This is a genomic window from Spongiibacter sp. (genome assembly GCF_984394615.1).
In genome coordinates this window covers 23,325-35,931 of sequence record NZ_CFHTQA010000037.1, presented here as the reverse complement: position 1 = coordinate 35,931, position 12,607 = coordinate 23,325, and the positions used below count along the sequence as shown (strand labels likewise).

The 12,607-nt window shown below is 57.7% G+C and carries 7 protein-coding genes; all 7 read right to left on the bottom strand.

Features of this window, described 5'->3' with window-relative positions; genetic code table 11:
• Positions 1-1,299, bottom strand: a 1,299-nt coding sequence (locus AC5DB9_RS13005) for a circularly permuted type 2 ATP-grasp protein (protein WP_491732059.1), incomplete at its 3' end; no start/stop codon positions are given.
• Positions 1,300-1,395: 96 nt separating this feature from the next.
• Positions 1,396-2,322: an alpha-E domain-containing protein gene (locus tag AC5DB9_RS13000; RefSeq protein ID WP_272989598.1), complete on the bottom strand. Its 927-nt coding sequence runs from the start codon at positions 2,320-2,322 to the stop codon at positions 1,396-1,398.
• On the bottom strand, positions 2,322-3,800 hold the full coding sequence (locus tag AC5DB9_RS12995; protein WP_272989595.1) for a circularly permuted type 2 ATP-grasp protein: 1,479 nt from the start codon (positions 3,798-3,800) through the stop codon (positions 2,322-2,324). The genes AC5DB9_RS13000 and AC5DB9_RS12995 overlap by 1 nt, the downstream gene beginning before the upstream one ends.
• 219 nt (positions 3,801-4,019) lie before the next feature.
• Complete coding sequence (gene aceF, locus AC5DB9_RS12990) at positions 4,020-5,642, bottom strand: dihydrolipoyllysine-residue acetyltransferase (RefSeq protein WP_273009000.1); 1,623 nt, start codon at positions 5,640-5,642, stop codon at positions 4,020-4,022.
• 15 nt (positions 5,643-5,657) lie between these two features.
• Complete coding sequence (aceE, locus tag AC5DB9_RS12985; RefSeq protein WP_272989743.1) at positions 5,658-8,303, bottom strand: pyruvate dehydrogenase (acetyl-transferring), homodimeric type; 2,646 nt, start codon at positions 8,301-8,303, stop codon at positions 5,658-5,660.
• 349 nt (positions 8,304-8,652) lie between these two features.
• Positions 8,653-11,493: an insulinase family protein gene (locus AC5DB9_RS12980; RefSeq protein ID WP_272989588.1), complete on the bottom strand. Its 2,841-nt coding sequence runs from the start codon at positions 11,491-11,493 to the stop codon at positions 8,653-8,655.
• A gap of 21 nt (positions 11,494-11,514) precedes the next feature.
• Positions 11,515-12,594 carry an AI-2E family transporter gene (locus tag AC5DB9_RS12975; protein WP_022957722.1) on the bottom strand — a complete coding sequence of 360 codons (1,080 nt, stop codon included), beginning with the start codon at positions 12,592-12,594 and terminating at the stop codon, positions 11,515-11,517.
• Between the last annotated feature and the right edge of the window lie 13 nt (positions 12,595-12,607).

The following is a 12,607-nucleotide window of genomic DNA, read 5'->3' as shown; positions in this document are numbered from 1 at the left end:
CAGCAGCATGGGGCGACTGCCGAGTTTGTCGCCGTCCAATACAGCGGTGTGCGATGGCGCGACCGCATACTGCGCAACATAGGCCTGCGGACGCGCCATGACCGAGGCCAACAAGGCGTCGCGCTGCCCCGGCGCCAGATCTCCGACAAACACACTGTGGTTGTTGTCGCTGCGGTAACAGGGGCGAATCAACAGCTTCTCAAAGTGCTCGCGCACATACTTCAGATCAGCCGGATCGCCACACCACCAGCTCGGCACTGACGTCAGCCGCAATTCGCGTCCGAGAAAATGACGGGCAATCGCCGGCATATATTTGGCCAGCGCAGGATTTTCCAAAATTCCACTGCCCAGCGGATTTGCCATCGCAACCGCACCGCTGCGCACCACTTCCAGCAATCCCGGCACGCCCAGCCCACCACTGGAATGGCTGACGAGCGGGTCCGTGTGGCAGTCATCGGTGCGCCGCAACACCACATCCACCCGACGCAAGCCATCCAACGACTCCAGCCAAAGTGCGCCTTTGCGCACCGTGAGGTCCCGGGCCTGAACAAGGGGGTAGCCGAGATAGTTAGCGAGAAACGCATCCTCGAATGAGCTTTCCTGATAGGCACCGCGCGTCAGATACACAATCAGCGGCGAGTCCTTGTGCCCCGCCAGTTCCGACAGTTTTCGCCGCCATTGCAGGAAGAAATTGGCCAGTCGGTGGACGTGGGCATCGCGGAACAGACTGGGCATAACCCGGCGGAGCACGGTGCGGTTTTCCAGCGCGTAGCCGGTCCCCGGCGGCGCCTGACTGCGGTCACCGATCACCATCCACTCACCGCTGCGGTCCCTGACCAAATCGGCCGCATGGAAAATCAGCTGATGCTCACCGGGCAGGCGAATACCATCACAGGCCCGCAGGAAGCCGGGGTGGCCGAAGACCAGTCCCGGCGGAATCACTTTATTACTAATCAGGGTCCGCGGACCGTAGAGGTCAGCCAGAATCAGATTCAGCAGCTCGGCACGCTCGCGCAGCGCGTTTTCGATGTTTTCCCATTCGCCACTGGAGAGAATCATTGGCAGCAGGTCGAGCTGCCAGGTGTGGCTGATATTGAGCTGGTCGCCGGGGCTGTAGCTGGCGCCATCATCGCGAAGAATCCGCTTGGCGGTCTGCTGGCGTTTCTGCAGCGCTGACACGCCCATCGACTGCAGCACCTCCATGGGATAGCGCCAATGCTCGCGCAGCTCACCTTCGGGGCGCAACAGCTCATCAAACTGGCTGTGTTGCGGGCGGTACAAAACAGACTCGGAAGACATGATGATTGTTTAAGCTCGTAAATACCGGCGAGGATCACCGGGCGGCGAGCAGACTACCCCAGCCGCCCCCGGGCGTAAAGCGTGACTCACCGACACTCAGCCAGGCTGAAACCAGTTGTCCTGAATTTTCAGATGGATACCCGATACCTGTTTCTCCAGCCCATCCAGTACTGGCAACAGCCGCTGCGGATCATCCATTTCAATATTCTTACCCAGTTTTGCCGCCAACTTTTCCACGGCACTGGCCACATCGTCGCCACCGGGCAGGCTGCTCAGCGATGCCTGCATCTGCTCCAGGCAACAGGCCACCGAGCGCGGAAACAGACGATCTTCGATCAGGAAGCGGGTAGCATCACCGGCATTCAACGCGACCCGCATGGTGCGCCGGAAAGGAGTAATGGCATCCAGTGAGCTGAGCACGCTGCTCCACACCACTTCTATCGATGGCAGCTGCTCTTGTTCGCTGAACTCTGCCGACATACTGGCGCCAGCCTCAATCGTCCGCAGCCCCATGTCGGCGCGTTCAATATTGCGGCCCAGACGATAGAAGTGCCAGGCGCTGTCGCGGCGCATGGTATCCACAATCAGGCCGTTAATCCCCTGGCAGGTACGAATGATTTCCTCAAGGAATTCATGGCGATTCCGACGATTAATGCCCTGCTGAATATTCTCACTGACGTAAATCTGGAATTCGTTGATCAGCTCCCAGCTTTCGGGTGGGAGCGTGTCGCGGCTGGTACGGATATTCTCCCGCACCATTTTCAGCGAGTAATTCAGGGAACCGGAATTGCTCATGTCTTCCAGCAGGAAGCGAATCACGCGTCGCTCATCCCGATTGGAAAATCGACGTTCAAATTCGCGGTGACTGCCACTGGCAATAACCAGGTTGTGCCAGCTGATTCCGGTATCCCGAGGTAAATCCGACAGCAGTGATGTGTAAACCTGTATCAGGCGAGCAATACTTTCCACCCGCTCCATGTAACGGGCAAACCAGTAGACCCGTTCAGCAACGCGCGACAGCATCAGCGCTCCTCCCTTCTCACAATCCAGGTATCCTTACTTCCTCCACCCTGAGAGGAATTCACCACCAGCGAGCCCTTGCGCAACGCAACACGCGTGAGACCACCGGTGGTCACCTGCAGTTTTTTGCCTTGCAACACAAAGGGCCTGAGGTCCAGATGCCGGGGCTCTGCCTCACCCGGGCCGGTAATAACCGGCGTGGTGGACAGGCTGAGTGTCGGCTGGGCGATGTAGTTGCGCGGATTCTCCTGAACCAGCTTGCGAAACTGCTCGTGATCCTTCTTGCTGGCGTGAGGGCCGACCAACATACCGTAGCCGCCAGACTCGTTGGCGGGTTTCACCACCAGCTCCTCGATATGCTCCAGCACATACTCCCGATGTTTAGGGTCGTCGCAGAGCCAGGTTTTCACATTCGGCAAAATGGCTTTCTCGCCAAGATAGAATTCGATCATTTTTGGCACGTAGGCGTAGACCACCTTGTCGTCTGCCACCCCGGCACCCGGCGCGTTGACAATGGCCACCTTGCCCGCCTTCCAGGCGCGCATCAGACCGGGCACCCCGAGTACGGATTCCTTGTTGAAGACTTCCGGGTCAAGGAACATATCGTCGATACGACGATAAATCACATCCACCCGTTCGAGGCCGTCAATGGTTTTCATGTAGCAGTAATCGTCGTCATCCACCACCAGATCACCGCCCTCAACCAGCTCCACCCCCATCTGCTGCGCCAGAAACGCGTGCTCGAAGTACGCCGAGTTGAAGATGCCTGGCGTCAGGATAACAATGACCGGCTTGGATGAGCGCGGAGACACCGACGACAGGGTCTCCAGCAGCATGGAGGGGTAGTTGTCCACGGGGAGAATCGTGTTGTTCTCGAAGAATTCCGGCAACACCCGCTTGCTGACTTCGCGATTTTCCAGCATGTAGGCAACACCCGACGGCACTCTCAGGTTGTCCTCCAACACGAAAAATTTCCCGCTATCATCGCGCACCAGGTCGCAGCCACAGATATGCGCCCAAACCCCCTGGGGAGGCGAGAAGCCTTCGCACTCGGGCCGATAATTTTTGGAGTCGTCCAGCAGGTGTCTGGGCAGCCCCCCCTCTTTGAAGATGCGCTGCCCGTTGTAGACATCATCAATGAACAAATTCAGTGCGCGAAGCCGCTGGGTAAGCCCCTCTGCGGTGCGCTGCCACTCAGTGGCATCAATAACCCTGGGAATCAGGTCGAAAGGCCAGGTTCTATCGATATTCTCCCCGTCGGAGTAGACCGTAAAACTCACCCCCATATCGCGCACGGTACGCTCCGCAGCGGTGCGTCGCGCCTCCAGCTCGGCTCTATCAAGCTCTGAAAAATGCTTGACGATAGGCTGAGCAGCTCGCCGCGGCCGACCTTTTGGAGTAATCATCTCGTCGTAGAACCGACCGCCATCATACTGCGACCAATCGATGCCAGTCGCGCTGTCCCTGCTGCTTTGCGTCATAAGCCGCTCACACCTGTTCTTGTCATCCGGCCGCCCCGGTTTGTTCGGGGCTCCGCTGTCTCTTCACTGAAGATAACTGTCTTCCGCGCTTATTTTCCAGAAAGCAAGGCGCGGGCCAAAACCACCGTAACTCCTTATAAAACCCCATAAAAACACGCACCCACAAAAAAGCCACCCTGAGGTGGCTTATTGTCGTAACGTCAATCGCATTCCTGCTCCCTACAGCAAAATGCGACGAATATCGGCCAGCAACTGCCCCAGCTCGGTAAAGAACTTACCGGCATCGGCACCGTTAATCGCCCGGTGATCGTAAGACAGTGACAGCGGCAGCATCTTGCGTGGCTGGAAGGCCGTACCATCCCACACCGGCTTGATATCCAGTTTGGACACACCGAGAATCGCGACTTCCGGCGCATTGATAATCGGAGTAAATCCGGTGCCCCCGATATTGCCCAAACTGGAAATGGTGAAGCAGCCCCCCTGCATATCGGCAGGTTTGAGCTTGCGCTCCTTAGCCTTCTGCGCCAGTTCCGACGCTTCGGCAGCCAGCTCCCACAACGACTTTTTGTCGACATCGCGGATAACGGGCACCATCAGGCCGACCGGCGTATCCACCGCGACGCCAATATGAACGTACTTCTTGTACACCATATTTTCGCCGTCAGCGCTCAGCGAGGCATTGAACTTGGGGTTCATGCGCAGCGCTACCGCCGCCGCTTTCAGCAGGAAAGGTAAGGGCGTAAGCTTCACGCCCTTCGCCTGAGCTTCGGCTTTCATGCTGTTGCGAAAGGCCTCCAGCTCGGTGATGTCGGCATCATCAAACTGCGTGACATGGGGCAGGTTCAGCCAGCTACGGTGCATATTGGCCGCCGTCAGCTTATGCAGCTTGGTCAGCGGTTCCACCTCGATCTCGCCAAACTGACTGAAATCCACCTCGGGAATCGCCGGAATGCCAGCGCCTCCCGCCGCAGCCGCCGGCTTCGCCGAGGTCAGCGTTTTCACATAGGCGTGCAGGTCTTCTTTAACCACCCGTCCACGCGGACCGCTGCCGGTTACCTGATCGAGGCTGATACCAAACTCACGAGCCAACTTGCGCACCGCCGGTCCAGCGTAAACCGTCTTGCCATTGCCCTCATTCGCGGAAGACTCCGGCGCAGCGGGAGCTGGCGTGGCCGCTTCTGGCTCTGGCGGCTCCGGTGTTTTGACCTGCTCAGTTTCAGCAGCTGCCGGGGACTCGACCGCGGTATCCGGCGCCGACGAACCGCTGCGCTGCATTTCAGCAATGGCAGTGCCCTCAGCCGCGGCATCGCCGACCTTGATCAGCATGCTCAATACCTTGCCACTGAAGGGCGCAGGAACTTCCATCGACGCTTTATCGGATTCGAGCACGATCAGCGAGTCGCCCTCTTCTACCTCGTCACCCGCCGCCACACACAGCTCGATAACCTCAACACCATCGCCACCGCCAATATCCGGCACCTTGACCGTTTCCGGTCCCGCGCTGGCGGTTGGCGCCGCCTCAGCTTCGTCAGCAGCGGGCGGCGCAGGCTCTTCATCGGCGGCCTCTGGCTCGGCAGCTACCGGTTCGTCAGCGGGCGCATCGCCTTCAACGTCCAGCTCCAGAATGACATCGCCTTCGCCAACGCTGTCACCCACTTTCAGGCTGATTGACACCACCTTGCCCGCCTTGGGCGCAGGGACCTCCATCGATGCCTTGTCTGACTCCAGTACCAGCAGTGAGTCTTCTACCTCGACCTGATCGCCGACGGCGACGCACACTTCAATGACTTCAACACCGTCACCGCCGCCGAGGTCAGGAATTTTGATCGTTTCTGTTGCCACAAAAAACTCCTTCTCTTAGCGGTAAATCGGGTTAATTTTATCGGCATCAATGCCGTATTTGGCAATGGCCTTGCTCACGTCACTCGCGGCGACTTTACCTTCGTCGGCCAGGGCCTTGAGGGCGGCCACCACAATGTAGTGACGATCTACCTCGAAATGCGCACGCAGCTTGGCGCGGGTATCTGAGCGCCCATAACCGTCAGTACCCAATACCACATAACGATTGCGAATATAGGGTCTGAGCTGCTCACCGTAAGCTTTGATATAGTCCGTCGCGCAGATCACCGGCGCATCCTGTGCGTTCAGCAGCTCGCTGACATAGGGCACCTTCGGCTCAGCTTCCGGATGAAGCATATTCCAGCGCTCACAGTCATTCCCTTCACGACAAAGCTGATTGATGCTGGTGGCGCTCCAGATATCCGCCTCGACTTTGAAGTCAGCTTTCAACAGCTCGGCCGCCGCTTCTGCTTCGCGCAGAATCGTGCCACTGCCCATTAACTGCACTTTGAGCTTGGGCTTTTTCACACTGCTGGCATGGAGCTTATACAGTCCCTTGATAATGCCTTCCTCTGCGCCTTCGGGCATATCCGGGTGCAGATAGTTTTCGTTCATCGTGGTGATGTAATAGAAAACATTTTCCTTCTCGTGATACATGCGCCGCATGCCGTCCTGAATGATTACCGCCAATTCATAGGAATAGGTCGGGTCGTAGGAATGGCAGTTGGGAATCATATTCGCCATCAGGTGGCTGTGGCCGTCCTGGTGCTGCAAGCCTTCGCCGTTGAGCGTGGTACGCCCGGAAGTCGCGCCGATCAGAAAGCCCCGTGCCTGAGAGTCGCCGGCCGCCCAGGTCAAATCCATTACCCGCTGGAAACCAAACATGGAGTAGAAGATATAGAACGGCACCATCGGATAACGATGGTTGGCATAGGACGTCGCCGCCGCCAGCCAGGCCGAGAACGCACCGGACTCAGTAATCCCCTCTTCCAGAATCTGACCGTCTTTGGATTCCTTGTAGTACATAATCTGGTCGGCATCATGGGGGGTGTAGCGCTGTCCCTGTGAGGAGTAGATCCCCAGCTGCCGAAACATGCCTTCCATGCCGAACGTACGCGCTTCATCGGGCACGATCGGCACCACGCGCCCACCCATGTTCTTGTCTTTCACCAGCGTCGAAAGCAAGCGAACAAAGGCCATCGTCGAGGAGATTTCCCGCTTGCCACTGGACTTGAGCTGGGCATCAAACTTCTCCAGCGCCGGGACATCCAGCGGTTCGAAGTCCGCCTGGCGCGCGGGCAGATAGCCCCCCAGTGACTCGCGCCGCTTGCGCATGTACACCATCTCCGGACTGTCTTCCGGCGGGCGGTAGTACGGCACATTCTTGAGCTCATCGTCGCTAATCGGCACTGAGAAGCGATCTCGGAATTTCTTCAGTTCTTCCAGATCGAGCTTTTTCACCGAGTGCGCTTCGTTCTGCGCTTCACCGCCGCTGCCCAGGCCATAGCCTTTCACGGTCATCGCCAGGACAACCGTCGGCTTGCCCTTGGTCTCCATCGCATTGGCGTAAGCCGCATAGACTTTATACGGGTCGTGACCACCGCGATTCAGGTACATGATGTCGTCGTCGGACAGGTCTTTGACCAGCTCCAGCAATTCCGGGTATTTGCCGAAGAAGTGCTCGCGAGTGTAGGCGCCACCATTGGCCTTGTAGTTCTGCAATTCGCCATCGACCACTTCATTCATCCGGCGACGCAGCAGACCGGTGTCGTCCTTCTCCAGCAGCTGGTCCCACAGACGGCCCCAGATGACTTTCACGACGTTCCAACCCGCACCGCGGAACACGCCTTCCAGCTCTTGAATGATCTTGCCGTTACCGCGAACCGGACCATCCAGACGTTGCAGGTTGCAGTTGATGACAAAGCAGAGGTTATCGAGCTGCTCGCGACCTGCCAGCGCGATGGCGCCGAGAGATTCCGGCTCATCGCACTCGCCGTCACCCATGAAGCACCAGACCTTGCGGTCGCCGTGCTCAACCAGTCCGCGGCTCTGCTGGTATTTCATGACATGAGCTTGATAAATGGCCTGAATAGGACCCAGTCCCATGCTGACGGTCGGGAACTGCCAGTAGTCGGGCATCAGCCAGGGGTGGGGATACGACGACAGGCCGTCGCCATCCACTTCGCGGCGGAAGCGGTCCAACTGATCTTCACTGAGACGCCCTTCCAGATATGAACGGGCGTACATGCCCGGCGAGCTGTGACCCTGGTAGTAAATCAGGTCCGCTTTGTCGCCACCGCGGAAAAAGTAGTTAAAGCCCACATCGTAGAGAGTAGCCGACGACGAGAAACTGGAAATATGGCCACCCAGGGCATCATTGTTGTCGTTGGCACGCATCACCATCGCCAGCGCGTTCCAACGAATCAGTGAGCGGATTTTGCGCTCCATGAACAGGTCGCCCGGCATACGCTTTTCATCGCGGGGCTCAATGGTGTTGCGGAATGAGGTGGTAATGGCTGCGGGCAGTTGTGCGCCATTGCGCGCGGCATGCTTGGCCAGACGCTTCATGATGAAGGTGGCACGGGCGCGACCGGCATGGGTCAACACGCCATCCATCGCTTCCATCCACTCTTGGGTTTCCTGGGGATCAAGATCTTCGCGCAGATCGGGGTCTTGCTTCATATCACAGTCCTTTCGAATAACGTGGGCTGCCTCGACCAGCAAGCGACTGCTTGATTGTGTTCCGCGTCAACGGGCGCACCGACAGGGTCAACGGTCGGCGGTTATGTGCCTGTTGGTGACGGTGATCACCTGGCCTGTATGGCGCTGCCCGGCCTTGTGAGCTGGGCAGATAACCGATTTAAATTGGATTCCCGGCGGCGGTGTGGCCCTCGGGAGCGACACGATTCTCGCAGCCCCTCAATTATAAATCAAGAAAATCCAGACATTTTTTTTATGAATAAAACTTTACAGTTTTATAAAAAACAATCACTTATACCCTTTCAACTCCGCATCAACGGAATAAATAGTACTGAGATTCCGCTTTGTAGGCGGCCGCATCCTTCACTGGTTCGCCGACCAGGCTGACATCGGGCCACTGCCCCAGTGAATACACCGTCAGCGCCCTGCGCTGCTCGGGCTCGAGTGTTGTCTCCATCATCTGCCACCATTGATCAAAGCTCAAATCCCGCAAGGCGGCCAGCAGCTGTTCTCGGCTGTCAAAGGCCGTATAACCCTCCAGCAGGTCCTGCCAGTGACGACCAGCCGCCTCCCACAGGTTCTCGGGCTGCTGCTGCAGTTTGGCAATCAAGGTATCGCGGTGCGATTCAAAGTCGGCCTCAGTGACGCCGCCGGCCAGCCAGCGCTCAAGATAACTGTTCACCTCGGCCTGCAGTGCGGCCGCATCGGCGACCGGTGACTGCACCATGAAGAACAGGCCGCCCACCGCGCGCATGGGGTAAACACCCGCATTCACCACATAGCCCAACTGCTTCTGGGTACGCAGCTGATAGTAGAAATCCGCACTCATCATTTGCCCGGCCAAGCCGAGCGCCACACGATAGTCTTTTCCATCACGAGGCGCCTGCACATAGGCAAGCAAGGCCGAATCACTGTGCTCTGCGGCTACCGGAATCAGTCGCTGCCCCGACGAAAGGTTCGCCACTCCCTGTTCCGGAGACTGAGACTGCCCGGCTTCCGGCAGCACCTCAGCGGTGAGCGCCGCCATCGCCAGTGCCTCATCGCGATCGAAATTACCCTCAAGCATCAGCCGATAACGAAAGTCTTTCAGCACCTTCTCGGCATGCAGTGCCACCTCAGCCATACTGAGCGACGCAGTTGCCGCTGCCATATCGTCCAACAGCGGGCGCTCGCTTTGCAGCATTCTCGGCAAGTCGGCTAACAACTGCTGATACGGTGACTGCCGACGGCTGTTTTCATAGCCTCGCATGCGCTTGCGCTTCAGCCGATCGAAACGCGCCTCGTCCCATTCCGGCGCCTTCAATACCGTCAACACGGCGGCAAGCAATTCAGCCTGCTTTTGCGAAAAACCACCCAGACTGATTTCGATACCGCGCCAATTGGCGCTCAAGCCATAGTCGAGCCCAGCCAGCTGCGCCGGATACGCCACCTCATTGAGTTGGTCACGTACCATGCTGAGCCACATTTTGGTTTTAGCCAGACTCGCGGCATCCTCGCCAGCCAGCGCGGACTCCATCAGCACCATGCTGCGACCTTTTGGCAGCACGAATTGGCGGTTGGTGTTGAGCCACAGCTCACTGACGCTGTCTGCGGGCAGCGCCTGCGGAATAGTGGCCTCCCCCGGCGCAACTTTCAGCAAAAAATTGTCGGCGATAAACGGGTTGGCCGCAGGCAGTGAAAGATCTGCCTCGGGCGCCTGCTGCCACGCAGCCAGTACGGTCTTGTCTACGGTACGCAGGCCCCACGGCACATCGTAGAGGGGTTCCCGTTGAGCCGTTTCCACTCCTGGCGCGGTCAAGGTAATAATGGCCTGTTCCGGGCGCATGGCATCCAGGTAATCGCCGAGAGTGTCCGGCTGGTAATCGTTCATCAGATAATCGCCGCGGACGACTTCTGCAGCGGGATATTTTTGCAGTGAGGATGAAAGCTGAATCAACTCCTGCGTCAGGCTCGGGCGGTTGCGAAAACGAAACTGCTGGGCAGCCAGTTGCGCCTGCTCGGCATAACGCCAAGGCTCAATCCCTTCCTTTCGAATCAACTCGATGTAGCGAAATACCAGCGCCACCACGGCATCACGATTCGCCAGACCATCCTCGGTCAAACGTATGTTTACACCAAACATCGCCTGTCCTTTCAGCGACAGGCTCTGCCCGGCACTCAAGCCTTCAGCCCAGCCCTTCTCCTTGAGAGCCGACAGCAGGCTGCCCTCGCCCTCGTGACCGAGGAGATTGCCAATGTAAGACAATGGCTTGCCGCGCCAATGCGGCTGCGCATCAGGCACCGGAAACTGAAGAGACAGGCTGCGCTGATTCTGGACAGGCTCGATATTGACCCAGCGCGGCAGCGCGTCGGGGGCAAATAAGGGCTGGGTCACACGGTCATCGGGCACCGCGTGGCTGGCTACTGGCGAGAATCGCGGACGCACCATGGCTTCCAGCTCATCCAGCGAGGCATTACCGACCACCGTCAGCGCCATAATGTCGGCAGAATAATAGCGCTCATAGAAGGCGAGTAGCTGCTCGCGCAAGGCCTCTTCACGATTGGCGTGCAGGGTATCCAGATTGCCGACTGAGAATTTGCTGAAAGGGTGTCCGGGATTGAGTTGCGCTTTGAATACCGCCAGTTCTCGGCGTTGATCGTTGCGCAGACGAGCCCGGTATTCCGAGTTGACCGCATTCACCTCGCGCTGAACATAGGCCGCGTTAAACAACGGAGAAACAAAAAACTGCGCAAAACGGTCCAGCGCCCCCTCAAGAGCATCGGCGCGGATATCAAAAAAATAATTGGTATTTTCGACGCTGGTAAATGCATTGTGCGCGCCGCCGTTGGCGCTGATAAAGGCCTGATATTCACCCGCCTCCGGATAGCCTTCCGTGCCGAGGAACAGCATGTGCTCAAGAAAATGTGCCAGCCCCTGATAGTCCTCCGGATCGTGGCGACTGCCAACGTTCACATCCAGTGACGCCCCCGCCTTGTCGGCGCCGGGGTCGGACACCAACAGCACTTTCAGGCCATTGTCGAGCACCAAGTAGCGATAGGCGCGCTGCTCGGTGTCGGGCAATTCAATACCGGTAGTCTCGTTGCGAAGCGCCGCACAGGCGGCCAGAAAAAAACACAGTCCAAACGTCAGGAAAAAACGCGGAGAAAAACGCACAGGCATTCCTTATAAAACCGTTTATTCAACCTCGGCGGGCACGGTGGCCTCGACTTCATCAACCCGGGGCCAGGCATAGAGTATGGCCTTCACCAGCGTTGCCAGAGGAATTGCAAAAAACACGCCCCACATTCCCCAAATGCCACCAAAGACCAACACCGCCGCAATAATCGCGACCGGGTGCATATTGACCGCCTCGGAAAACAGGAGTGGCACCAGCACGTTGCCGTCCAGCGCCTGAATCACCCCATAGACAATACAGAGCGTAAAGAATTCACCCCCCCAGCCCCATTGCAGATACCCCACCAGCAGCACGGGAATGGTCACTACAGCAGCACCGATATAGGGGATCACCACCGACAGCCCCACCGTCAGCGCCAGCAGCGCAGCATAGTTCAGCGACATCAGCGAAAAGGCAATGTAAGAGGTCACCCCTACAATCACAATTTCGATGGCCTTGCCGCGCACATAGTTGGCCACCTGATCATTCATTTCCAACCAGACGGCGGTCAGCAGCGGACGTCGATTGGGGAGGAAGCTGGCAAACCAGCCGAGAATCATCTGTTTATCTTTTAGGAAGAAGAACACCAGAATCGGGATCAGGACAATATTAATCAGCACACCGACCAGGTTGGGCAACTGCGCCAGCGAGAATGACACCACGTATTGACCCATGGAGCCAAATTCGGCGGTCGCCAACGCCATCCATTCGCGTATCTGCGCCTCGTTAAACAACTCTGAGCGCTCCGGCAGCAACATCAGCACTTGCTGCAATTTACGAAGCATCGTCGGCAACTCCTGTACTAAGGTCACCAACTGCTGCCAAACCAACGGCAACAACAGAATAATCACGCCGAAGAACAGCGTAATAAACAGGCCGTAGGCAATCGTCATTGCCAGCCAAGGCCGGGCGCCGACAGCCGCCAATCGGGCGATCACCCCCTGCATCAGAAATGCCAGTACCGTGCTGGCAATAATCGGAATCAGTACATGCCCGAGGCTGAGAATCAGCAGCAGAATCACTGAGATGATAATCAGCAGCACAACGGTCTCTTCTTCCGCGAAGATCCTGTCGAACCAATTGCGCACCATTCCCAGCATAGGTCAGCCTCTA

Excerpts from the sequence above, each read along its gene's own strand:
- AC5DB9_RS13000 (WP_272989598.1), bottom strand. The coding sequence starts at position 2,322 with ATGCTGTCGCGCGTTGCTGAACGGGTCTACTGGTTTGCCCGTTACATG.
- AC5DB9_RS12995 (WP_272989595.1), bottom strand. The coding sequence starts at position 3,800 with ATGACGCAAAGCAGCAGGGACAGCGCGACTGGCATCGATTGGTCGCAG.
- AC5DB9_RS12975 (WP_022957722.1), bottom strand. The coding sequence starts at position 12,594 with ATGCTGGGAATGGTGCGCAATTGGTTCGACAGGATCTTCGCGGAAGAA.